Genomic DNA, 24587 nt, shown 5'->3' with positions numbered 1-24587 from the left:
CGGTCGGTTTGCATGGGCCGCCTCGCGATACCCCTTGGGGCGAGACCGCCTAAATCAAATCCTATTTGGAGCAACAACTATTGCCCCACTTAACGCAATCCAAGGAGGGTCTTCACATAAGGCGATATCGCGTATAGCGGGAAACGCCAGCCGAAATGACGCGCCGTGTACAAAACCCATTCTTTGGGAGGCGCACCTTTAGGCGACATCAGTTGACGCCACCGGGCGCGGAGTGGTAGGCGTGGATCCCGCCAAGTATTCGCGCTGCTATTCCCCTCGCACTCTCCTGCAAAACCTGGCATCGCAACAATGTCGAAGCCGAGTTTCTTTGCGCGAAGACCATAGTCAAAATCACCAAGTTGATGCTTGAAGCGGGCATCCAAGTTTCCGACGGTTTGCGCAACACTGCGAGAAATCAAAGTGAAGTTCCCATTCATCGTATCGCAAGGTAATGAATGGTGTGGGTGAGGTTCGACCGAATAGAAATCAAGCCGAAGCCCCTTTGCCCGCTTTATCAAGCCACCATAGGTTAGCTCAACGCTACCGGGTCGCCTCATGCTACCGGCTACAATGACGCCGGGCCGATTGACAATTACTTCTTCCGCGCATTCGATGATTTTCTGAAGGGCACCGGGAAGCAGACGAGAATCGTCGTTAAACCAAATGTACGCATCGTAATCACCATCCATTGCCGCCCGAAAAGCCTTCCGCATGCCGCCATTCCAGTAGAGCGTTCCATCGCCTGAAAGGACGCGGACGCTTGGAAATCTCAGGCCCACAGCCTCGGCTGTGCCATCCGAGCTTCCGTCATCAACCAAATAGACATCTAAGGTTACAGCGCGCGCGACTTGTTGGCTGAGAAGCGACTGAAGCGATTCCAGGGTCAACTCTCTCCGGTTATAGCAGGTGGCGAGTGCGGCGATACGCTGGATCACATCTCCTCCCGAGACGGTTTTAGCTTTCACTAAGGATGGAGCTAGGAGCTCAAAACTAGCTGCCCATGCTCTTCTAAAAATGAGTAATCTGCGTGACGCCAGCCTACTGCAACTGCATTCCCGATTGCCAGTAGGGCATATAGATCGGGTCCAATAGCGTAGGTAATACCATATGCGAATATCGCGACCACAATTACGCACCATATCGCCGGGGAAGAGTCGCCATCATTGCGGATCCTTCTTGAGTAGTTCCAAAGATGAAAGAGAGGGCGCAAGAACATTAAAAGCAAAAACATCGAACCGATGGCACCCACTCTAAGATATTCCTGTACGTATTCACTGTGAGGTGGAAGGGTTGTATAGGTCCCGGTCTCTGGAGAAAATCTCCAGTATCCGCTGCCGACCGGCTTACCGATCAGAATTGGCACGATGCCCTCACTATCATCAGAGACGAGTTCCTCCCAGCTTCTTAGCCGCCACAAGAATGTACCTTCGTCCTGTGTCGCATCCGTAATCCGTTCCGACTGCTCTTGAGATACGTCAGATGGGGCAAAATAGCTAGCAAGTCCACCTAGAAAGCCCAGAACAATCAGCGAAGGTATCACCCTTCGGATCATCTTCCTGTCCACTACAACCATGGTAACTAAAGCTGCGATCAGCATTACCCATACGGTGCGGTGTCGGAGAAAAATCGCAAGACCAAACATGATCGCAGGTGCGAATTTGGAGACCGTTCCTTTATTCCATCTCGAGGGTGCGACACCGAAAATAAATCCGCATGCCACACCGCCGGCGGCGCCTGACGGCAGCAAGCGTCCGTTGATCGCTTCTTCACTCTGTCCGTGCGCCCAAGCCACCGACCCAACCGGCAGACCTGCGAAGGCGGCTACAGATGTCACAAATAGGCCAGCAACGTAGACCAGAAAAAAGCGAACAAACTTTTTTAGCGTTTCTCCATCAGTCGGAATTGTCAAGAAATAGAGAAATCCCGCGAGTGAAGCCACATAGCCACGGGCCTCGTTTGAAGCAGCGGGAAAACCATAGATCATTACCCCTCGGAAATAGTTGAAGAAGAAGATCGACAAGTATCCAAATGCGATTAGTCTTGCTCCGTTATTTTCCTTAAGTCGCGGTAACGTACGCACTGCGCCCGCAAGCAAGAGGCACATTGATACGACATCGGGAAGAGATAGATTGAGACCTCCAACGGCGGATTGACTCGTTCCGAATGTAAAGTCTATCCATTCGGTCAGGAGGAGACTCGCCCATCCAAAGGCGACATTATTGACAAGCTGATTTATATAAAATATGGCGATGGCAATACCGACAATCGCCAGCAAAGCATTTAACATTGCTCCCCCCTCGCTGGCGGGAGACTTCTATGCCGAATGCTATTTGAATACCATTGCTCATACTTGGGAACGACCTGCTCGGCGGTGAATTCCGTAAGGGCTCTTCGGTGCGCGCTTGCAGAAATCTGTTGGAACAATTCCTTGTCAGTTTGAAGCCTCACCATTGCGGAGAAAATTGCATCAGGGCTCCTAACGTTAACAATGAGACCAGCTTGGCCGTCGGCGAGTTGCTCACGAATCCCGGGTGTAGTGTTTCCTGCGATAATTGGATTAGCGAGTGCCATGTTCTCTAGCACGGTCATCGAGAACGCCTCATCTAGCGAGGGCATCAGCAGTACATCGACATCCGCTACAACGCGATCTAGCATCGCTGGGTATTCCAGAGGTCCTACAAAATTCACCCCGCGGGTGAGATTTTGTTTTTGAGCCCAAAGACACGCGCCCCCTCCCTCTTGGTAATCGTGACCGATCATTAATAGGCGACTTTCGGGGTAGGCACGATTAAACTTTGCAAAAGCTCGAAGTGCAGCTCCGGCGTTCTTCCGCGCGGTCCACCCCTGTATCACACAAGCAAATACGAGTGCCCTGTCCGGGTGAAGTCGCGGTCCTTTACTTTTGCCAACAACCAAGTCTGACAAGAAGTTTGGAATAACCTCGACTTCTGCACCAGGACGCAGGTAACGAGAGAAATGACGAGCGGCATCCCGTGAGACCGCAGAGTAGCTTCTCCCCTTCAAACTCACGGCGTACGCCATTAGTAGCCGCACAGTCCGACACCGATCCCGAAAGTACCGAAGTACATTCCAGGGAAGATCATGAATCGTGATGAAAGTGGGCACCCCCGAAAGCAGCGCCCCTAATGCGAACTCATATGTCCAGTGTGCGTGCACAAACGCAGGAGAATCCGCAGAAATGGCTTTTTGAAGAAATTTGATCTCAGGCCAGTAAAAACTCCGGGCCGCGCCAAATTGACGAGAGGATCCGACTACGAGACGAAGATTGCCCCAAGAGACATCGATCGGCTTCTCTAGGGCATAGCTGAGGGTGTATATCACAACCTCATGTCCTCGACGAAGGAATTCAATGACAAGCGGCGTCGTAGCGGTGCTGCCCATTCCCCTTGGGATATCGGTGAAATCAACCCCTTTGAAACGAGCAAGCGCATGAATATCCACAGGGGCACAGATAGCAATAATCATACGTATACTCCACGCCCCCAAGAGGAAGAAGGCGGAGCCTCATCAAGAGACTGCGGGATGTTTAAATCTGTGTATAACCGAAAACTTTAGGTGGAATGCCCTTAGCGAAACTACATGCTTCGATTTTAGCACGTGCGATTGCTTGATTACACTTGGTGGCAGCCCATCGGAAGCAACTCTTCCACCTCTAAGGTTGGGGCACTAGATGCTGATTTTCTCAACCGGACCGACTCTACGAACATGGAGGAATCCGTCGTCAACAGCGCTGCCTGCATAGCTATTTTACATAAGCTATACAGTCCTGGCTTTAATCGCGACGCTATACTACAGAGCGAAACCTCCCGCAAATGACGGCATCCCCGCCACACCTACAGATACGGCCTGCCAGGATTTCAAAATTCTCTCTTTAGGATCAGAGGATACCGCCCCGAGACCGCTGCCACTAATTAGTGATGGCGGCCTCCCGACCGAATTGCTCCAACCCTTATTTGGAATCACGGCTGTAGTAATAGTAGTTAGATGCCTTATATCCCTCATATCCGTAGGCAAAACTCTGTAAACGGCGGTTGAAATCGTTCACAACGAAACCGAGCACCTTGATCGTGGGATTGTCGAGTGAGCTCCACAAGCGACGCAGCGCCGGCTTGGTAGTCTTTCCTGCTCGGACCACAATTACAACAGCGTCTACGATTGTGGATGTCACGACCGGATCGGTGACGAGGAGGACTGGCGGGACATCGACCATGATGTAATCGTACTGCCCCTTGAGGTCTTCAATGAGGCTAGCAAAACGCTTGGAACCGAGCAGCTCAGCAGGATCAGGTGGCGTGGCACCGGCCAAAAGAATGTGAAGGGAAGGAAGATGTGGATGCTGTTGAACTACTTGCGCAAAGGTGCTCGCCCCTGAAAGTACCTCGCTCAATCCGCGTGGCTCCTCGATCTGACTGATCTTCCGAATGCTGGGACGGCGCATATCTGCGTCGATAATAAGGACTCTCGATGATTGCGCCGCAAAAGCAACCGAAAGGTTGTATGCTGTCGTGGATTTTCCATCGCCACTCAGCGGGCTCGTAAACTGAATCACCTTCGGAGGGCTATCGATCGACGCCAAAAGGAGGGAGGTCCGAATTTGGCGATAGGCTTCCGATACCTGCGATTTCGGTAAGCGAAGGATCCAAGCCTTATCATCAATGATAGGTTTATCAGATTCTTTCCCATCGTCATACGGGGTACTACCACCCGATTCAAAACCAGGTATAACTCCCAACATTGGAAAAGGAGAGCGCTCTTCAAAGTCCTCAGGGATATTAAGCGTATTGTCCCTGACTTGCCGGAAGGCTGCAATGAATATTCCACACATAAGGCCAGCAGCCAAGCCAGCCCCGATATCGCTCTTTAAGATCGGAGATGACTTCCGACTTGACGGCCTTGCCGGATCAACGACCGCCATGCCTGACGATCTAACTCCGGCAGCAATATTAGCTTCTTCTAGACGAGTGTAGAGGTCTTGATAGAGACGACGGCTAGTTAATTCTTCTTCCCGCAGGAAGGCCAAGGCCGCCATTTGATTTCCGATTGCCGATACATGCTGACGCTGCTTATCAACTTCCTGCTGAAGCGCATGTTCATTACGGAGGGCTAATTCATAGCTACGTTTAGCACTTTCTTTCACCCGCCCTATCTCTGCTGCTAGTTGCTCTTTGATCGACTGCAGCTGCTTTTGCAATTCGATGATGACTGGATTTCGAGCGCCATACCTAACCTGTTCGGCTGAAATCTTTGTCTCCAGCGAAAGCTGCTGCGCCCGCAAAGAACGTATAAGCTGCATATTTTCGCTATCGAGCGCGAGAGGGTTCTCTTTGCCCAAAATACCGCGAGCTCCAGTATCCTCCAACAGCGCATCCGCTTCGCTCGTTTGAGCTAAACGATAGGCCGTTTCTTGCTGAATGCGTAACAACTCGGCCTGGCTCAGTTCCTGACTTAGCACAAGTAATTGCTGATAGTCAGGATTGAGTGCGACGGATTCTCCTTGACCACCTTGGCTGTTGCCGGAGGTTGGCGAAGAAAGCGTCAGTATGCCGCTCTCCTGCTCGAGCTTTGCTACTTGCTCGTGGGACTTCTCCGCTTGAATCTTTAGATCTTCAAGCTGCTTTGTAAGCCATTCAGACGCCTTTGAGGTGGCTTCGTATCGGGTGCGGGTGTGGTTAGCGAGATACGCCTCCACAACCGTATTAGCAACCTTGGCCGCCCTATCTGGGTCTGTGTCTGTATAGAATACTCGTATCAATCTTGTATTTTTTACCGGCACAGCCTGCAATCTCGTTTTAAAGATGGAAACCATCTTTTCACGGATGCTTGCGTTCTCAACGTAGTTTTTGTTCGATCCCTTATCGGCGATCTTAACAGTACGGAAAGGCTCGGTCTCGTCCAAATGTAAGCGGTCGATGACCGATAAAGCGGTATTGTCACTCATTAAAACCGCCTGCTGTGTAAGCATATCGGTCATGAAGTCTTGGCCGATGCCTAAGGCAGACCCCGCGCCTGAGAGATCCTGCAGACCCAACCCTGAAGTCGCATCGCGATTCATCTCAACGGTTGCAGATGAAGTGTATTGCCGGGGTGCGCGGACATACGCGATACACCCGGCAACCACTCCAAGCAGGGCACATATCGCAATGACGGTGCGCTGGCGGACAAGAAATTTCCATACATCCAATAACTGCAAATCGTGAGTCTGCTGTTGACGAAGTACATGGGGGCTGCTCTTCGAGCCGCTCGTTTCACTTGTAAGCATTTAGAGACTTTCCTGCAGGAATTGGGGTTGTCAGCATGTGCCGCTGGAAACTGATCGTAGTATACCCGAAGCGACTCTTCAGCCACGTCAGAATACCCCTACAGTACCAATATCTCGCGATTACCTTCGGCACCTTTTCATCAAAGCTGATGCCACGACCGTGGATTGATGGTTCCGTGTAACGACCTCAACCTGAAATGCCAGAATCTAAACAAGCGTCCCGGAGGCGGCCCTATCGTACGGTATAAATCGTCGCTGAAACCGCAGAACTCAATATGGTTGAAGAGTTCACAAGAGCGGATTTGATCTTACTGCTGGGAATGAAGACCATATCCCCCTCAGCCAACGCAAACGGCGCTTCGCGTCCGCGCTCCATATCCTTCAGGGGTACGTCGATACGACGGATACTTTCTCCTTCTTTCCGCACCACGATAGCGTGCTTCGTTGAAGCTACCACGGTAGTCCCGCCAGCAAGACTAACTACTTCAGAAAGAGCTAGTTTGCCTCCGTTCACCATGAGATACCCGCCGGGCTTTGCAACCGCTCCCAAGACATAGATAACGCCGGCACGCCTCACAAATACAGTGTCCCCGGGATACACCAAGGCCGTACGAGCCTCATCTGGATCCCTTCCGTTTGCATATGGCAGCCGGCGGACCTCGGCGGGGAAACCATCTTTTAGATGGTGTATCTCAATTTCTCCGCCAGCCGCCGTCGTCACGCCTCCCGCCGATGCAATTAAATCCAAAACCGGGCGGGGCGCCAAAATCTGCACCTTGCCAGGCGTTTGGACCTCACCTGCGACCAAAACAGGTTGCTGCGGAAACGCACTGATCACGAGAGAAACATGTGGCTTGACGAGCATTTGCTGGGAATCGAGCTCAGCTTCTATCTTTTTCTCAGCTTGGTGAAGGGTGAGACCCACCACACGGACATCCCCGATTAAGGGAATTGAAACCGCCCCCCCGTCATCGACGCTAAGGTCTTGGGACATTTCTGGCACAGAAAAAACCGACATTTGCAATTTGAAACCCGGCCCAAGGCGCAACTGCGAGAAGTCCTCCGGCAGAGCCACTGGCCCGGCTGCAGGCCCTCTGGAGCCGAAAGAACCGCGAGAGGTAATCGACGATGTCTGGTCTACGCTCGCAGGCACGTTGATGCTTGCTTGAGCATGGCCTCGCTCACAAAAAAATAGCGAACACGCCAATGTCACGATCCCTGCAGAGATCTTCATACCGCGCCGCTTTGCAACAAATGGAGGAATCGGAGCCGCTTTCAATCCGCAGGACATTTGATAAACTACGCCTCCTGAAATGGGGGACCAACTTAAACTCGACGCTCAGGATATGTAAGCGAAGGTTCTCGTCCCATGCTATCACCGTCCCAGCCAAAAGCTGCTCTCTAACCGCGTCAGAAAACATCGGGTCAAGACACTGGGTCATATCATTGGCCCGCCTCCATCGCCTCTGAAACATTTCGTAAAAATGCACCACAGCCCCTGAAACATTTCGTAAAAATGCACCACCGAATTCACCGCAGGCTTTGGGACCTCACCTCCCTACGCTCTCGCAGCTCGGCGCGATTCAAGAGTCTAGCGAGCAGATATTGCAGTAGCGACACCTACAACCTCATAGCCAATAGCTCCTTCTGCGACCCACGAACACCCGATAACGAGCGCGCAGCTTCCGTGAATGAATCCCAATGATTCAAAGCGCGAACGCGCCCTTCCGCCGACTGAAGAATTTAGCGATAGCACTGAAGCAGTAATCGGCACAGATGGAGCTCTAGCGAGGACCGACAACGAAGCGAGCAACGATGAACTTGAAATCCCTTGAGGGTACACTGCAATGAATTTGCTATAATGCCGACATAGGCGCTCCATACCATCCCCAAAATTGACACGAGGTTTTCGTGAAGAAGGCATTGATCACTGGCATCACTGGTCAGGACGGCGCGTATTTGGCCGAACTGCTTCTGTCCAAAGGCTATGAAGTACATGGAATTAAGCGAAGGTCATCACTATTCAATACGGCTCGAATCGATCACCTCTATGAAGATCCGCACAGTAATCATCCCCGTTTAATTCTTCATTACGGAGATATGACGGATTCCTCAAGTCTAATACATATCGTGGAAAAGGTTCAGCCGGATGAGATTTACAACCTTGCGGCCCAATCGCATGTGCAAGTAAGTTTCGAAGAGCCGGAGTACACCGCTAACGCCGATGCAATTGGCGTTTTACGCCTGCTCGAGGCAATTCGCACACTCCGCCTTGAGAACAAGACGCGCTTTTATCAAGCTTCAACATCAGAACTCTATGGTCTCGTCCAAGAGATACCTCAACGGGAAACAACTCCTTTCTATCCGCGCTCCCCGTATGCAGTAGCGAAGATGTATGGTTACTGGATTGTGGTGAACTACCGTGAAGCTTATGGCATTTACGCCTGCAATGGCATCTTGTTCAACCACGAGAGTCCTCTGAGGGGCGAAACGTTCGTCACTCGTAAGATCTCTCGCGGTTTGGCCCGGATCAAAATGGGCCTACAGGACAAACTCTTTATGGGTAATCTTAGCGCTCAGCGCGACTGGGGCCATGCACGTGACTACGTAGAAATGCAGTGGCGGATGCTCCAGCAAGATCGTCCGCAGGATTTCGTGATAGCCACAGGCGTTCAGTATTCGGTACGCGAATTTATCAAGCGTTGCGCTGAAAGACTTGGAATGGACCTTACGTTTCAGGGCGAGGGTGTTGATGAAGTCGGAATCAACGAAAAGGGGGACATCGTCGTAGCTGTCGACCCGCGGTATTTCCGTCCTACTGAAGTTGAGACGCTCCTCGGCGATGCAACGAAGGCTAAACAAGTGTTGGGCTGGGTGCCGACCACTAGCTTCGACCAGCTGGTTGCTGAAATGGTTGACGCTGATCTTGAGGCTGCCGAACGCGATGCATTGGTCAGCAAGCATGGCTATACCCCTTACAGTGTCCGGGAGAGCTGACCCCATGAACACTGACGCTCGGATCTACGTCGCTGGCCACCGAGGTTTGGTTGGTTCAGCCATTTGTCGTGAACTTGCGAAATCGGGTTTCCGTAACGTCCTTACGAAAACACATGCCGAATTAGATCTCACAGATGGCGATGCCGTCCGTGATTTTTTTGAGAAATCTAACCCCGAGTATGTCTTCCTAGCTGCCGCCAAAGTCGGCGGCATCCTGGCAAACAACAGCTACCCCGCCGACTTCATTCGTGACAATCTTGCGATTCAAAGCAACGTCATTGGCGCCGCGCATGCAAGCAAGGTAAAACGTCTTCTCTTTCTTGGGAGCTCGTGCATCTACCCAAAGTTCGCCCCACAACCTATCCGTGAAGAATCACTGCTTACGGGGCCACTTGAACCGACCAACAGACCGTATGCACTAGCCAAAATAGCCGGTATAGAGATGTGCTGGTCTTATAATCGGCAGTTTGGTACTCGGTTCTTGGCAGCTATGCCAACAAATATGTATGGTCCAGGGGACAACTACGACCTACAGAATTCACATGTACTGCCTGCTTTGCTTCGAAAGGCCGCACACGCCAAGAAGAACGGGGATGCGGAAATGGAAGTTTGGGGGTCAGGCACACCTCGCCGCGAACTGCTTCACTCCGATGATCTCGCTAAAGGTTGCTTATTCCTCATGAATCTTCCAGATGAGATATTTAGCACTTTGTTCACGGAGGACGTTGCACCACTGATCAATATCGGGACAGGGGTCGACGTCACGATAAAGGAACTCGCCGAAATGGTCGCTCGCACCGTAGGCTTTGAGGGCAGGTTAGTTTTTGACACCTCTAAACCTGATGGTACTCCGCGCAAGTTGATGGACTCCAGCAAAATCCACCAACTAGGGTGGCACCATGAAATAGAACTCGAGGACGGTATCCGACGTACGTGGAATGAAGTTCGCTCGCTCTTCTGACGGTATCTTGGGCATCTGTAATGTTGCCGATTCCATGAGTTGAGACAAACCTCCTGAATCCATTGCTCCTCACTCGCCTATCTAAATGTATCTGGATAGGCGATTAATTCTCTGGCGGCACATATGAAGATCCTGTTAGCACATAACCGGTATCAGGAAAGAGGCGGCGAAGACCGCGTCGTCGAAGAAGAGGGCGCCATGCTTTCGAGGCATGGGCATCAGGTCGAATTTTTCCTTCAAGATAACGATAATATTCAGAGCCCCGTTGATCAGTTGTTTGCGGGCCTCAGATCGTTCTATTCCTCACGCTCGGCCCGCCAACTTGACAAGATAGTCCGATCCTTTCGCCCCGACGTTCTGCACGTACACAATTTCATGCCCAATCTCTCTCCGTCAGTGTTCTTCCTTGCTGAACGGAGACAGCTCCCAGTGGTGCAAACATTGCACAATTACCGGATGATCTGCGCGAATGCTCTTCTCTTTCGCGACGGTAAGCTTTGTGAAGAGTGTAGCGAGACGGGGTCATTCTTGCCGGCGGTGCAGCATGCTTGCTATCGCGACAGCCATCTTGGTAGTGCAGTGATTGGCGGAAACGTCGCGCTACACCGTTTCCTGGGGACTTGGGATTCCCGTGTCGATCGATATATCGCGCTAACCCGATTCACTGCTGATAAGATGGCTTCTTCCTGCATCCCCAAAGATCGGATTCGCATTAAGCCGAATTTTGTTGCGGACACCCCAATCGGGGATGGACGCGGCGACTTTGCCTTATTTGCTGGACGCCTCTCTCCTGAAAAAGGGATCGCCACCCTACTCGAAGCTGATAACGCGGGACTCCTCCCTCTGACGGTGAAGGTTGCTGGCGATGGTCCGCTACTATCGGATATGCGCCAAGCCTCCGCACGGCCTGGGAGTCGCTTGCAAGTACTAGGGCCCGTTCAGCGTGAGGCATTGCAACAGCTAATGCGCGATGCCCGAGTACTCATTGTTCCATCGTTGTGGTACGAGCCTTGTCCTATGGTCATAATTGAAGCCCTGGCTTCTGGATTACCAGTTATCTGTTCTCGACTGGGCGGTCTGCCAGAGCTCGTTGGCGAAGAGCACGGGGAACTCTTCTTCACTCCAGGAGATCCATCTGCACTGGCAATTGCACTGCATCGATTCACCGCTGCTGATACTGAACTTGCGCCGCTAAGGCGCGCAGCTCGACAGCGTTTCGAAACCCACTTCAGCGAGGCAGAGAATTACACGCAACTACTCGGCGTATACAGCGAGCTTCTCCCTCGCAACAACACTTCGCTGAACTCCTTCCCCCAGCAACAAACGAGCGATCGAATTGTTTAGCTCAGCGTAGCCCGACTTCCTTCGCATTACGCCCGACGAGAAGAACCGCGCGATCCTATATGTCATTGGCCTAGCTTAGAACCGGAGTTTGCTATGGCCCAACAATCAACTGCTCGTCTCCATAATCGAGTCGTAGATGCGCTTTGCCACATTCTCTGGAGTAAGCTCTTGTACGCTTCTCTGACAAAATTCTGCCATCGCCTTGATGTCTGCGGGGGACTTGGTCAGCGCCCGATCGAGCGCATCCAAAACGCTCTCTCTCTCAGTTGGGTCGAAAGTCCATCCGTTTTTTCCTTCGTCTATCAGCTCCATGACGGCCTGGCTGTATTTGCTCCCCATCACAGGTACTCCGGCACTAAGTGCCTCGTTCACTACGACGCCCCACTCATCTGCATAGGTCGGGAAAACAAGGATCGAAGCCTGACAATACTCCTGCACTAAGCTGTCTAACGTCAGATGACCAAGAAAATCAATTGGCACCAAGCTCGACCGTCCAAGTTCTTGCAACCTAGAAAGTAGCGGTCCGGATCCAGCCAATCGTACTCGCAGTCGCATGCCAGGGTGGGCTGCACACCAAACCTGCAAAATCTCACAGAATTCTAAGATCCCTTTTCGCTCGATGAGTTGACCGACATGAAACAGCGCAATGACATCGGAATCCGCTTTTAATTCTCTAACCGACGAAAAGGCTCTAGTATCGACTACATATGGGATATGGTCGACCGTCCCCAAAAATCCCATACTGCGGATATATTCTTCGCCGTCTCTTCCATTAACAAAGACTCGATCAACATTTTGCAATATAAAACGTCGAACAAACCTCCGTACGAAATTACGAGCCGCTTCGGTACGCTGAGAAAGCGTCGCCCAAAGAATTACCTTGCTCTCTGGATGAAATAGACGATAAAGCACCGCCGATATACTGCGAAGGCCGAACTCGCTAGTAATAATCACCTGCGGCCGATATAGCGACAATTGCCAATATGCCCCGAGCGGAAGATGAATATAACTCTCATCTTTATATCCATGAATAGTCGAGCGCGATCTCCATGAGATCGAACGATGCACGTAGACATCCAGCCCCCCCCAATCGATTGGCCCTTTTCTATTGGATTCGTTTCGGGCCGAAAGGAAGATGCGGAGCTCAGGTACTAGCTTATTAAGGTGCTTCAGCAAGGCGACGCGATAGTTCGGAAGTATATTCGTCATCAACGCTACCCGCGGGATCGGCTTAGAATTGATCTTTGTATATTTGAACTTTGGGAGCATAGGTGATCAAAGATTTCTGGATCTTTAGATGCGATCTTACCCCGTCATGGCACGCGGTGATTCACTATGCAGCGACCGCAATGGGGAATTTATAGGTACCTTAAACAAGCATCGTATACACGATACCGTGGCAACCAGTACCTGCATATGTTTTTTTGGAAAGAGAGGGCGACGGTGACCGAAAGATAGGAATTTATGAAAGATATTTCCGCCACAACGAAGATGTTTCTGTCGCCCAAGAAACATAACCCGGATTGCTCGACACATCGGTAACCACCCGGACAGGCGAAAGTGTTACCAATGGATCGAGGAGGGTTCGCGTAAACCGACAAGACTTGGATCAAAACGCGAAGCTGGCGCATCGCTTCTTCGAAGCTGGATAGTCTAGGCACCCATGAGTACGTCGAATTGACCTCTATCGTGCCTAACCTTGTCTCTCTAGATCGGTTTTAGCGGAACAGGTCTTCCAGCCTCTAGAGAAGCCACAATAGCAGCACCAACCTCATCACAGGTTCGAAGCCTACGTGGATCAGAGGGCGTCACCTGTCCAAGGACAGCGCGGCGGACCGCATTATCAATGCTCAGAGGATCGAGTGGATCAAAAACATTCTCCGGATCGATCAATTCAGTTGCGCAACCTGCATTCGCTGAACAAACAACAGGAAGGCGGCATAAAATTGCCTCATTGACCACAAGTCCCCAAATGTCTTCTAACGTCGGAAAAACAAAAACATCGGCAGCATAATAGATCATTCTCAATGTCGCTTGCGACTTATTTGGGATGATCTCAAAGTTCTTCAGCGAGTGCCGCAGTGCTAGCTGCTCAAGCTCCGCTTTTTGGGGGCCGTCCCCTACAATTACGAGGCTAAACTCATAACCTTCCTTTTGAACTCGCGCGGCCGACTCGATAAGGTTATTTAGGCCCTTTCGGGTAGTGAGCTGGCCAACCGTAAGTAATACAGGTCCAGCTTTATCTTTAAACCATTCATTCTCGATCGGTTCGAACTTGAAACTTCCTTCTGGGACGCAGTTTTGAATCTGCAAAACTTTCTCGCGACTTACACCAAGGTGTCGCAGATATTCCGTAGCCTCCGTTCCATACGAAATCCACCGCGGAGCAAGCTTAGCCAATAACTTTCGTGTAACACGTTTCAGTGGGCCGATATTTCGTTCTGAATGCATCGTAGCTCCGGACCATATCCATACCGGACGATTCATCGCCAAGCCAAAGAGAATGGCAATCCAACTGCGCATGCCCATTTCGTTAGAAATGATGATGTCTGGCTTAAGTTTCGGGATCCAGAACAACAGACCTAAATTCAAGTGCACATAGCTGCCATCTTGAATGCCCTTAACCCCGAGCTTCCTTTTCTTCTCGAGTTGCCATGTCATTACTTTTTGAACTTTCATGCTTGCCGGCAACGACATTTGCCATGATCGATTGCGTTCGGTCCCGCCATGCAGGATCGTCAAGTTAAAAGCGGACGATATCGACTCGTAGACGGGAAGTCGATACGGTGCAATGACGTTCACAAGAAGAGCCACGCTCTGGCGCTCATATGATTCCGGAGTTCTCATAGTTCACTCAAGGCTTCGATCGGGGGGATCGGGCGGTACTCGATCTTCCGTTAGTTGAACAGACAAATATCTTCAATAATTTACGTTCAGGACGTGCCAAATATAGAGACGCGTAATTGAACATCTCAGTTTCGCCTAAAACCATATCGAAGATGGACGGGCAAAGGCGTATAGAGGTTGACAATCGTAAACGTCTAGTTGAGCGAGCCCTGCCAGTAGAGTGACCAAGCCAATACCGCGATTTGTTGGCGCTACGAATATGGCCCTCTATGTCTTCAACCCGACTTTACCGCACTCTGGTGCCCATAATACCCCATCGTGGCCTCTTTTTTTCAACACTTTCGAAAGGGGAAATGTCACGGCAGATATGGCGCTACACTTCGTTGCCAGATGGCTTACGGAGAGGGGACTTCAGATCCCGATCAGATGGTCAGGTCGCATACTGCTCAACCTACCGGAGACTGCGGGAGTGCTATGACAGGTTATTGCGTTGCCGTCCTTTGCTTCAAGTATCGCGGACTGACACGCACACCATTCCCGGCGTCGTTACCCACCCGTAATTCGTTCAATTGTTCGAGGTATCTCATTGGCTCCGCTAGAACGTCGAGAAACCAAATGTACACAGTTCGTATTGCGGGCTACGTAGACAATCAAGCGTGCCAGCCGTTGCACCGTCACTGCATTGCGCCCGAGCCACGCACAGTCCCATTTAGATGGGACTGTGCGTATTGATCATTCAGGAAGGCAGAAATATTATTGCCCACCAATATTCTTTTGTGTCCACTGGAGAGAGAGCGCCACATTTCTTTTCGTATCCGCTGTAATCGCCGGAATCTTATACTGCTCGACCTGAAGACGCACATCCAATACGCCATGAGAGGCGTTCGAGACTTTCGCCAAGGACATTCCCCACGTATGCTGAGTCCCACCTCCCGGGAAATAGGCAGTATCTAACTTTGACATGCGCCAGTCCAAGGTCACCTTGTCCCGTGGGTTTTTCCAAAATCCCAACCATGCTTGATAACCAGTGCTATCTGGACCGATCCAATCTCCCAGAAGGCGCTGCTTGTTTGTATATCCATCTCTATAGTTGAGGTTGCGATAGTTCATGCCAGGTGTAGGGTACGTTTGGTTCTCTGCCATGTTCGTATACGGTGCTTCGAACCTAAAATCAAACTGTTTGGCATAAGGCAATACTGGGACATATAGCCCGGGCCGCCAAGCCGATCTTTTCAGATTCGCGAGAGGCAGCGGATCATCATCCGAAAAACCGTCGGCGTAAGCCGTAATATGAGGAAACGCGTAGCGAAAATCGAAAGCGGCCCGACGATCTCCCGGATCAAACTGTGTTTTTCCAGAACGGATCTGGTCGTCAATGCTAGCGAAAGCTTTCCAGAAAGAATGAAATGTCAATCCGCCGTTCCCTTTTCCGCCGAATACGACCGTACGGGCGAAACCAACCTCCAAGCGCTTTGTCGGATGAAAAGTGAACTTTTGTCCTTGGACCCATGGCTTGTTAGGCGTTGTGTGCCCTTTCAAGTCTCCCAGGAATAGATCCCATTGAACCGGTCCCAATACGGATGACAGGATCGGTATCCTGAGAGGGCTGTCCCGCTTGATCCTGAATTCGTAAATGGGCTCTGCATTGTTCGACCAGAGCATTGCGCCACCTGTTCCAGGCCCCCACCACCGATCAAACTTTCCGACACCAATGTGCGAATTTTTTAGAATTACTGATACTGAAGCATTCAGGATTACAAATCTATCGTCTGAAGAATTTCTTATTTTTGGCAATGTCGGCAGCATGTTTATGGTGCGCTCGTAATTTGCCACGGAATCCGATAAACTCCCCTGGCCCGGCAAATGCTGGTATTCTCCTCTGAAATTGATAAACAAAATACCGAGCTGTCCGTGTGTGCTTGCACCTAGAATCCCTTGAAATCCGCGACCGATCGGACGCCCGTAGTCGTTTACTATGGTTTCGCCGTAATAGAAATCTTGGACCAATGGCGGCCCTGCGATCTGCTGGCCGCGTACATATAAGGAATCTATCGAGCCCGCCGCTGTTTGGGAGATTTTCTTGTCATAGGTGGCCCCCACTTGTACGCCATCCATGACTGCCGTGTAGAGGCTCACTACCTCATCATCTGAAGCGTTCTTTATGGCATCCGTGTCTTCCTCTAGAGAGGTCTTCACTACATCGTAGGTCCAAGGGCGTTGGTCCCAAGCAAGACCATGCACATATCCTAGAGACGATAGGCGCTGAATGGCCGGATAGAGCCAACTGTCTAGCGGAATGTAATTGTCTCGCGCGGATTGCGAAAAAGCCTTTTCGGCACAGAGGCCGGCCACTCCTAGAAACAGAAGCGTAGTGATCAGAGGCCGGCGCCATTTTCGAAATCTGGAAAAGATAGATAGGGGCCTCGATGCTTTTTTCCCAGCCGGGCTCGCGGTTGAGTTCGCAGGCCGACATAATAAACATCCGCGTGCCTCTGAGTATGGCTCCTGAAAAGGAGATCGCGTTTCAATCATGATGTTGGGTCCAGAATTTGATACTTAAAGGTTATCGGATCGTGTATACAAGTCCGATGCTTCCAGATACCGGTGAATACGATAGCTGGGGAGATCCGGAAAAAGCGATCCACTGCTGCATAAACTCCCCGCGCAGTGCAAATTTTGGCCTAACGGTCACATCGATTCCTCCACCAATCATTGAGCCTGGGCCGGAATCGCTGTAGGACTTAATTGTCATTTTCCCCAACCCGTATCCCGCCGTGACGTATGGCCGAATGCGGCGAAATGGAAACCGCCATTCCACTCCGCCGCCAAAAAAACTCTGGTTGACAACTGGCCCGGCCCCATACGCATAACGAGCTGAAAGCCCTGGGCTTCCCAGCCGTCGGAAGTTCAGGAAGTATCCTCCCCCTGCGGTGAAACCATTTAATTTGGGCTCACCATAGTCCGGCGCTGTGACCGTATACGCCCCAAAGACATCTACTTGAGCTTTTTTCTCTACTGTTGAAAGAGCTTGCGACTGGCAGAAAACACTGCCTAGCCAAAAAATAGCTGCGACAGCCAAAAATCGCGTCATTGATTGGGACATGTCAACCCCTATTCAACCATTGAATTGAAATAGCGCACAGGATAAGCTAGAGGCGACGGACACCCGCTGCAGATGGGGGAAGGTATCGAAAGCGCCACTTTATGCATCCTACCATACTGCCCGCAAGCAGGATTATGCGCTGAGGTGCCACGGACTCTCGGAAGGTTTACCTCCGATTTATTCACAAGTCTTTATTCTACAAGACATAGCGAGGGGTATGAGCACGAACGTTCAAGACATGCACGTCGCCGTAGAGATCATCTCGGACGATACTTTGCGAAGTGCGTGGTCAACCTATCATCGGACAGACTGTATTGTTCACTATAAAGACGGCACTCGACTCGAGCATGGACGGGAGTTTATTCGACGTGACGATGCCGCCGCGGTATTGGCTTACACTGCAGCGCCCACGAAAGTTCTGCTCACGAAACAGTTTAGGCTCCCAGTCTTCATGAATCGACCGACAGATGCGTCGATGATTGAGGTCTGCGGTGGAATGCTCGCTTCACATGAACCCGAGATAGCGGCACAAAGAGAAGCAGAAGAAGAATTAGGGTACAGACTTTCTAATCTGGAATTTGTTTTCAGTGGCTATCCAAGCCCTGGAAGCGTAACGGAGAAGATCTACTGCTATATTGCCGAGTACGATACTACTGGAAAGATTTCGAGAGGCGGAGGAGTCGCCGAAGAAGGCGAAAAAGTTGAGATCTTAGAGTATCCCCTAAACGACGCCATCGGGTTAATTCAAGCCGGCGCTATCCGTGATCTTCGGACGATCGCATTACTCTACTTCCTCAAGAGCCAGGTTCGAGAATAGATATAGGTCCCCAATCGTTCGTCCGCAGAGCCCGATAAGATATTATTTACAAAGATCTGTTTTGACGCATACGAATCCATGCAGAAAGAATTCCGCTCTCGACATTCTTAGCAACTTGAGTCCCGTATCATAACTCCCTAATTAAACTATCCGAAGGAGTAGCGTATGCCACTTGTGAAGCTCAGTGATGGAAGCGGCCTCAATAGCGACGTAATTTTTAGGATTCTCCCCCATGGAAATCATTCCAAAATCGAGTTCGCCAATGGATTGGTTGTCGAATACAAAACGGACAGCAAATCTCTGACGGAAGAGTTCATTAAAGCTCAAACTGATCCGAATCATCAAGTCCAGATCGAGCCTTAATCGGACTAACTTTCGTAAAGAGACACCGAGGTCAACGACATCGCAGGCTCCTTCGAGTCCCAAAAGAAAATGGGAGTATTCCGTTGATTGGAGTGGGACTGAGATGAATGAACGATCAATAGGAACAAGGTGTCAAAGCAGAGCGGCGTCGCACTCGGATTCGAATACAAGATCCTTAGTGGCTAGGAGCTAACGTTGATGCCAGAAACGCACCGATGCATTGGCGCCAAGCATCTGTCCAGAGCAAGCCATCTTGTTCTCCATCAAGCGGCTTGCATTCTGGCCTCACCAAGCCTTCCCGAGATTTGCGACTACAGCTAGCAAATTCTCTTTCCCAGGCACCACTTCCATATACCCGCTACATAAAACTGCTCCGGTCGCCATGGCCAATTCCAGGTAAAGGTCACCGCTTGGTCTCCGCAAGCCTCGGCAGTGTTTCTATCGAGGAACGCGCATCGCACGCCATTCCGATTTGTTCGGTAGGCGACAATTGTTCCACGCAAGCCAAATCCATTCTTATATCTTGAGGTTTGGAACATCTCCGTTCATCGAAGAGCGGTCCAATGTTCGCGTTTGCACATTGTGTGCAACCAAGAACCAAAAAACGTCTGAGCTTACAACCATATCCCCGAGAATTCGTGTCTAACGTTAATCAGAGCCATCACCATGCATCATTCACTTGAAAAGGAGAATGGGGTGAATGTCGCTTTGAACATCCACCGAGCCAGCCAGAACGATAATGCACCCATTTGGCATATGGAAGAGGAATTGCATGGTTGAGTGGTAGAGCTCACATCGGCTCAAGCTCTCTGCATCTGTCTCGCACGGATTCCCTCGGGCGGGTGCCACTGCTGCTTGTGCCCGAAAAAGTACAAGATGGAGCAAAAAAGTGAACGACAGCATGACTTCTCTCAGGGAACTTCATCAAATTGTGGCTGGCTGGCAAGCAAAGGTCGAGGCTCTAAATCAAGAGATCGCTCGGCTCGAAGAAATCTGCCACAAATTGGGATTGAACGAACAAAATACAGAGCTACTCATCGGTCTCCACGAAGCCGACCGCGACGTGTGGAGGTCCGTTATCAGGGATGTCGAACCACTGCTAGCTCGTAAGCTACCTGCGGCTTAGGTAGATGGAGCGACTAGCGGCTGCATACGCCGTGGTGACACGGGCAGCGAGTGCTGCACAAAAGTAACGGTACAGGCCGAAGTAGTAATCGCAATACCAACAGACATTTGATTGAATAGCTTCAGCTTTCAAAGAATGAGGCGTTCCCATTCTTATGCTAGTGCTTCTAGGTGAAAAAGTGCTAACAGAAAGCTATCTTTGGTTTGAAATGGCGAGTCCGCATGAGCGATAAATTGAAATTTTGCGCAAGTATTGCAGTTGCAATTTTGGGAGCCGGTTTAGGAATTGCCAGTGTATCTCTATTCCAGTGATCTATGGGAACAACCGGAGAAATCCCGGAGGTCACTTCGGTTTTTTATTTTGCAGATCTCTTAATATTAGTTGGATCCTTGTTGTTCTCAATAAGGGCGAAGCGAATCCTACTAGCACCTCCTCAATAAAAGGTAGGCAAGCCGGTTAGACGCTCTCCAATCACCGGGTACACTTAACGGTTTGTAGACTGCGGTATCCCTTAAAAAACTCTATCGATTCACTTGGCTTGTTGGAATATACCGCCACAATTCATTTAGAACCCCACCCGTTATCGATGTTTTCGCCGGTTGCAAGCAGCGACAACATCCGGCTTAGCTGCCGGCATGCGGTAGCACTACGATACCAACATGCAAGTACTTATCAAAGTCCATGTTTCAATCCACGCTATCTAAGGGGTAGCGAACCTTTCCTATCTATCTCGCGTAGACAGGTTTCACCCACACTGGCTGGCCAAGCTGGGCAACATAATCGCGCACATCTTGAACCACCAAGTGGGCCATTTCATACTCAACACCTTGTGTGCTGGAGCATTGTCCAGTTAGTTTTTGGTTCTCAAAGAGCTAAATCCAATACTCAAAGAGCCGCTGAACGAACATTGTTTCAATCCACGCTCGCGAAGAGCGAAAGCACGCGAGAAGACAAATCTCATATGCCATCTCCGAAGTATATCGGAAACTCCAAGACGAGAATCCTTGACACTCGCTCAAATCCGCTATACATAACGCCAAGCGGTCACACCTGGAAAAACTTCTGTTCCGTCTTGAGGCTCCACGATACCTGTTTCGTACTCAGCAAAGCTCCGTGCTCCAGGAACGGAAGGGACTCGGACAGTTTCTAGCACCCTGTGCGCTGGAGCATTTCCCAATTCGTCTTTATGCTCAAAGAGCCATAGCCGTTGAACAGACATTTCTCCACGGTTCGCGGAGCGGTCGTGGTCAAACAAATTAGTCAACGCGTTCAGTAGAGTCGCCATGTCCCGCCGCGTAAATAAGGTCTCTTTGGCCAAAAAGGGAGACACGAAACCATGCATGCGGTATAGAGCATAGGCAACGCCGAATTTCCGTCCCATCTGTCCGCTTGCAGCCTTCTCTTCTCCATGCTCGTCTACGACAATCTCGCCTCCTGCATCACCAGGGTTTGTCAATGCTACACGAGTTATCGTATGTGCGATGCTGGTGATGGGATCGATTGAGGTGGCGAAACCGAACTGGACTGGACCACGGACTTGTCCACAGTTCCAAAGCTTTGTCTGGCCTCTAGTCTTTTTCCCACTGTTGATCGCGGCATCGCTTTCCATCTCTGCCTTGCCGGTGGTCATTACGGCGCCAAAAGTGCGGATATCGAAATAATGTTTGCACATCCAAGCCCGGGCAATATCCACGGATTTCCCATCCGGTTCAATGCCAAGAGCCCTATACGCGGATCGTTGTTCATTGGCAAGGATGCCACGTTCTTTCACATAGATGTTGTTCGGCGGTTCAAACCCTCGCGTCAAGCCCACATAATTGCGGATCTTGCGTTTGATGGCAACGTCAGTTACGAGTCCAACTCCTGTTTCCGGATCGATTCTTGGAGCATTCTCGGCATCTGGATCTCCATTCGGATTACCGTGATGAACATCGAAGAGCAGAAGCATCTCATAACGTTTATCGAGAACTGTGGGCTTCGAAAAATTAGGGCGGCTCATGCCATAGTCTCCCCGGAGGAATCATTTGCAGTTTCTATAGAAGCTTTTCCCATATCTCCGTTCCGGTCAAAAAACACTTGTCGTTGGTGATAGTACCCAAGGGCAAAACGGCCCTGTTGTTCAAGGTTGAAGACAGGCGAAAGCCCATTTGCAGGGATTCCATTGAGCACTTCCCCTATCAACCTATTCAGGTTCGCAGCACGGGCTGGTACCTTGCGGCTTGCTCTAGCTAGCTGCTGCTGGGACGCCTGAAGCAAACTGGGGAAAACTTGTCCAGGCCGTGTAGAAGCTAGTCGAAATGTACGGGCCACAAGAATGCGCCCGAGATTTGTACCCTGTGCAGCACTCTGCAGGTTTTCCATGATCGCCAGAAGGCGGCCGAATAGATATGGCAGATCCGTCGATTCGCAATCGAGACTCATGGAATGCTTCTCCGTGCAGGAATGTAGATCAGAAATTCCGACATCTGTTGATTTAGCATCACCACTGGCAAAGTACAAATGAAGCAAAGCCGCGCGCTCCTCTGGAACTGTATGTTCCGCCTGATTGCGCGCCACCAGCGCATTCAAGAACCCATAAGGCAACTTATCTCCAAAGACGGTATGGACCCAAAGTTCGATGCCGATCTCCGACGGGAGGCGATCGCGTTCTCCATTCGGTGCCATTCTTGTCAAGAGCCGGAAGAAGGTGAGAGGAACGTTTCGGTCCCTCCGGTCAATATCGATCGTACAAAAATACCGACGCAGGTTCGCTATAACTTCTCCTACTGTGCCAATGCGGAAGTAGCGGATAGATGCCCTACCTTGCGCGCCGGAGAGGATTAGACAGTAGAAACGTGACGAACTCTCATCAAAGGAGCCATTAACCGCATCCTTCACACTTTTGGGGTCACTATCCATTGCGGTCAAAAGTTGAGGCAAAGCGCTTTGGCATTCACACCAATAAACTACTGTAGTGTTTCCGTTCAGTAGAATCCTTTGCGCCTGCAGCTTCTTCCCGGACGCAGTTTCATATTGCGGGCGTGTCAGACGGCGCAATGCCTCTGTGTAGGCAGTCATGCAAACCCTACAAACAGGAGCATTTTCGTTGCCTCTCAAACCATACTTCTCAAAAGAGGCGACATTGAAGCTTATAAGTGGCGCACCACTAGCGGATGCCCCTCGAATCTGAATGCTATTGTGCAGACGCGCGGGCTGCCGATATTTGCCACAAACAAGGCACTGTATCGGTTCGAGTTCCTCTTTTGCTTGATCGGCATGCGATCCCCACCAGTTCCTCAATCTATCCAGATCGGATAAAGCAATACCATCTACTTCGAAACCAAAAAGATCCTTATTCGCAAAGGAGCCCTTGCTCGCCAAGCAGACGGCACACGCATTGAGTTCCTCCTCGTTCGCAAGAAAGGCTAATAATGACTGTAGTTGAGGAACGTCCTGTGGCGCTTCGCGCAACAGACTAACAAAAGCGGCGTGACACAGTCGGTGGCGTGGATCGTCCTTCTCTTCCGGGGTGGCAGAAAAGCCCAAGGCATATTTCCCATTATCGACGAGAAAATTGGCCCGTATCCCCGATGATCTTTCTTGCCGCCGAGGGATAAGCGTGAGCTCAGGATGCCAGCGCCACTTCGTTCTATTCGTAGATGGCAAGCTCTCTGGCGCGCTGGTATCGCGCACGTCTACAAACCTACCAGAGGCATCCAGCACCACAATCCAACGCACGGCTTTTTTTTCGAAGGCCGGATCACCCACCAATTGTTCTCGTTCGGCCAATTCACAAAGCGACTGAAGGATCACTGATGGCTGGTCTCCGGGATCGTCGGTTTAACTTCTTCCCACGCCGGAACTTCCAGGACTCCGCAGCGCAGTTCGGCAACAAAAAAGCGTGGTTGATTTACAGGTTCCGTTTTGCCGTCCACACCAAAAACGAGATCGTGCAACATCCAACCAAGCATGCGAGACTCGCTTTCGAGTACGCCACCGCCGTCCCATGGCTCTACGCTGGCAGGAAACTCACGGCAACCAAGATAGGGTTGATAGCATTGTTGCCCCTTTTGCAATCTCCTCTCAAACATCTCTTCGAACTTTCGAATGTTGTCGCGAGGCCCAGCTCTCCGAGTCATCCGAAAACGCGCCGCTATGCCATATGCCACATCTCGCAACGCTACCGTATTTCGTTGAGTACGGTCTTCATCTGCATAAAAATCAGGCATTGCTTTATCGCCAACAGCGGCAGAGAGCGCTTTCGCAGTGGAAAGACGTGAACTCACCTCATTCCGACAGATACGAATATATCGGATAGGCCGCAACAGAGAAATTCGCTGTATCTCCCAACAAATGGCGGGCTTCCAAAGCACAGCCTCGAGAATTCCCCGAGCCGCCGAGGGCGTAATAAGATCGTAGGTGACCCTTTCGGCAGAGAACTCTGGACGAGTGAAACATGCGAATGGACCTTGGATTCGTATAAAGAAATTCCTTGAAAACATACATCCGCCCTGACTGTTTTATACATGAGTGGAGCATTGGCGAGCGCTCTCAATTAAGAGCCCGTAAGCGATAAAAGTGCGTTACCAGGCAGATCTCGATCGTGGACATCGCAAGTTTATCCAAAGGATGTCTATCTTTGTTGAAGATCAGTCACCATTCAGGATCTTCCACTTTGAACCGATCGAGGGCCCCGAATCGATATACCTGCACTTTGAGATAGCAAGAAGCGGTGGGCTGCATGGCCCCCTAGCTTAGGGTAGGGCGTCC

At 50.8% G+C, this 24587-nt stretch carries 17 protein-coding genes; 5 read left to right on the top strand and 12 right to left on the bottom strand.

Features of this window, described 5'->3' with window-relative positions:
* Positions 1-89: 89 nt before the first annotated feature.
* The 5 genes from OHL21_RS00430 to OHL21_RS00410 form a co-directional block, all read right to left on the bottom strand.
* Positions 90-935, bottom strand: coding sequence for a glycosyltransferase family 2 protein (locus tag OHL21_RS00430; protein ID WP_263415276.1), 846 nt, complete (start codon positions 933-935; stop codon positions 90-92).
* 41 nt (positions 936-976) lie between these two features.
* The gene (locus OHL21_RS00425) at positions 977-2287 is read right to left on the bottom strand and encodes an O-antigen ligase family protein (protein WP_263415275.1); all 1311 of its coding nucleotides are present in this window, start codon (positions 2285-2287) and stop codon (positions 977-979) included.
* Positions 2281-3486, bottom strand: a complete 1206-nt coding sequence (locus OHL21_RS00420; protein WP_263415274.1) for a glycosyltransferase family 4 protein — start codon at positions 3484-3486, stop codon at positions 2281-2283. Before OHL21_RS00420 ends, OHL21_RS00425 begins: the two co-directional genes overlap by 7 nt.
* A 484-nt stretch (positions 3487-3970) precedes the next feature.
* Positions 3971-6280, bottom strand: a complete 2310-nt coding sequence (locus OHL21_RS00415) for a GumC family protein (RefSeq protein ID WP_263415273.1) — start codon at positions 6278-6280, stop codon at positions 3971-3973.
* A gap of 232 nt (positions 6281-6512) precedes the next feature.
* Entirely contained in the window at positions 6513-7355 is an 843-nt protein-coding gene (locus OHL21_RS00410; RefSeq protein WP_263415272.1) for a polysaccharide biosynthesis/export family protein, read from the bottom strand.
* 836 nt (positions 7356-8191) lie between these two features.
* On the opposite strand from OHL21_RS00410, the gene gmd reads away from it, so the two are divergent.
* The 3 genes from gmd to OHL21_RS00395 all read left to right on the top strand — a co-directional run bounded on the left by gmd (position 8192) and on the right by OHL21_RS00395 (position 11582).
* A complete protein-coding gene (gene gmd, locus OHL21_RS00405; RefSeq protein ID WP_263415271.1) occupies positions 8192-9277 on the top strand; it encodes a GDP-mannose 4,6-dehydratase in 1086 nt (361 codons plus the stop codon).
* Positions 9278-9281: 4 nt separating this feature from the next.
* A complete protein-coding gene (locus OHL21_RS00400; RefSeq protein WP_263415270.1) occupies positions 9282-10238 on the top strand; it encodes a GDP-L-fucose synthase family protein in 957 nt (318 codons plus the stop codon).
* A 123-nt stretch (positions 10239-10361) separates the two neighbouring features.
* Positions 10362-11582: a glycosyltransferase family 4 protein gene (locus OHL21_RS00395; RefSeq protein WP_263415269.1), complete on the top strand. Its 1221-nt coding sequence runs from the start codon at positions 10362-10364 to the stop codon at positions 11580-11582.
* 105 nt (positions 11583-11687) lie between these two features.
* On the opposite strand, the gene OHL21_RS00390 is transcribed toward OHL21_RS00395, so the two are convergent.
* From OHL21_RS00390 to OHL21_RS00375, 4 genes are all read right to left on the bottom strand, one after another.
* The gene (locus OHL21_RS00390; RefSeq protein WP_263415268.1) at positions 11688-12650 is read right to left on the bottom strand and encodes a glycosyltransferase family 4 protein; all 963 of its coding nucleotides are present in this window, start codon (positions 12648-12650) and stop codon (positions 11688-11690) included.
* A gap of 639 nt (positions 12651-13289) precedes the next feature.
* Entirely contained in the window at positions 13290-14396 is a 1107-nt protein-coding gene (locus OHL21_RS00385) for a glycosyltransferase family 4 protein (RefSeq protein WP_263415267.1), read from the bottom strand.
* A gap of 786 nt (positions 14397-15182) precedes the next feature.
* Complete coding sequence (locus OHL21_RS00380; RefSeq protein ID WP_263415266.1) at positions 15183-16625, bottom strand: capsule assembly Wzi family protein; 1443 nt, start codon at positions 16623-16625, stop codon at positions 15183-15185.
* A gap of 367 nt (positions 16626-16992) precedes the next feature.
* Positions 16993-17532, bottom strand: a complete 540-nt coding sequence (locus tag OHL21_RS00375) for a porin family protein (protein ID WP_263415265.1) — start codon at positions 17530-17532, stop codon at positions 16993-16995.
* 217 nt (positions 17533-17749) lie between these two features.
* Here OHL21_RS00375 and OHL21_RS00370 point away from each other — a divergent pair, with 217 nt between their 5' ends.
* Positions 17750-18349 (top strand): NUDIX domain-containing protein, encoded by a 600-nt coding sequence (locus OHL21_RS00370; protein ID WP_263415264.1) that lies wholly within the window; start codon positions 17750-17752, stop codon positions 18347-18349.
* Between the two features lie 165 nt (positions 18350-18514).
* Positions 18515-18712: a hypothetical protein gene (locus OHL21_RS00365; RefSeq protein WP_263415263.1), complete on the top strand. Its 198-nt coding sequence runs from the start codon at positions 18515-18517 to the stop codon at positions 18710-18712.
* A 2150-nt stretch (positions 18713-20862) separates the two neighbouring features.
* Here the strand turns inward: OHL21_RS00365 and cas7c are convergent.
* Genes cas7c through cas5c form a run of 3 tightly spaced genes read right to left on the bottom strand, consistent with a single transcriptional unit; the run spans position 20863 to position 24319 of the window.
* Complete coding sequence (cas7c, locus tag OHL21_RS00360; protein WP_263415262.1) at positions 20863-21837, bottom strand: type I-C CRISPR-associated protein Cas7/Csd2; 975 nt, start codon at positions 21835-21837, stop codon at positions 20863-20865.
* Complete coding sequence (cas8c, locus tag OHL21_RS00355) at positions 21834-23630, bottom strand: type I-C CRISPR-associated protein Cas8c/Csd1 (protein WP_263415261.1); 1797 nt, start codon at positions 23628-23630, stop codon at positions 21834-21836. Before cas8c ends, cas7c begins: the two co-directional genes overlap by 4 nt.
* Positions 23627-24319, bottom strand: coding sequence for a type I-C CRISPR-associated protein Cas5c (gene cas5c, locus OHL21_RS00350; RefSeq protein ID WP_263415260.1), 693 nt, complete (start codon positions 24317-24319; stop codon positions 23627-23629). The genes cas8c and cas5c overlap by 4 nt, the downstream gene beginning before the upstream one ends.
* Between the last annotated feature and the right edge of the window lie 268 nt (positions 24320-24587).

Source organism: Terriglobus albidus (assembly GCF_025685425.1).
In the GTDB taxonomy this organism is placed as follows: Bacteria; Acidobacteriota; Terriglobia; order Terriglobales; family Acidobacteriaceae; genus Terriglobus; species Terriglobus albidus.
The sequence above is the reverse complement of the archived record's forward strand: the minus strand, read 5'-3'. Positions and strand labels throughout refer to the sequence as shown.

Coding starts and splice junctions, on each gene's coding strand:
- OHL21_RS00370 (WP_263415264.1), top strand. CDS start 17,750: ATGAGCACGAACGTTCAAGACATGCACGTCGCCGTAGAGATCATCTCG.
- cas5c (WP_263415260.1), bottom strand. CDS start 24,319: ATGTTTTCAAGGAATTTCTTTATACGAATCCAAGGTCCATTCGCATGT.
- OHL21_RS00425 (WP_263415275.1), bottom strand. CDS start 2,287: ATGTTAAATGCTTTGCTGGCGATTGTCGGTATTGCCATCGCCATATTT.
- OHL21_RS00415 (WP_263415273.1), bottom strand. CDS start 6,280: ATGCTTACAAGTGAAACGAGCGGCTCGAAGAGCAGCCCCCATGTACTT.
- OHL21_RS00375 (WP_263415265.1), bottom strand. CDS start 17,532: ATGTCCCAATCAATGACGCGATTTTTGGCTGTCGCAGCTATTTTTTGG.
- cas7c (WP_263415262.1), bottom strand. CDS start 21,837: ATGAGCCGCCCTAATTTTTCGAAGCCCACAGTTCTCGATAAACGTTAT.
- OHL21_RS00365 (WP_263415263.1), top strand. CDS start 18,515: ATGCCACTTGTGAAGCTCAGTGATGGAAGCGGCCTCAATAGCGACGTA.
- OHL21_RS00395 (WP_263415269.1), top strand. CDS start 10,362: ATGAAGATCCTGTTAGCACATAACCGGTATCAGGAAAGAGGCGGCGAA.
- OHL21_RS00420 (WP_263415274.1), bottom strand. CDS start 3,486: ATGATTATTGCTATCTGTGCCCCTGTGGATATTCATGCGCTTGCTCGT.
- OHL21_RS00400 (WP_263415270.1), top strand. CDS start 9,282: ATGAACACTGACGCTCGGATCTACGTCGCTGGCCACCGAGGTTTGGTT.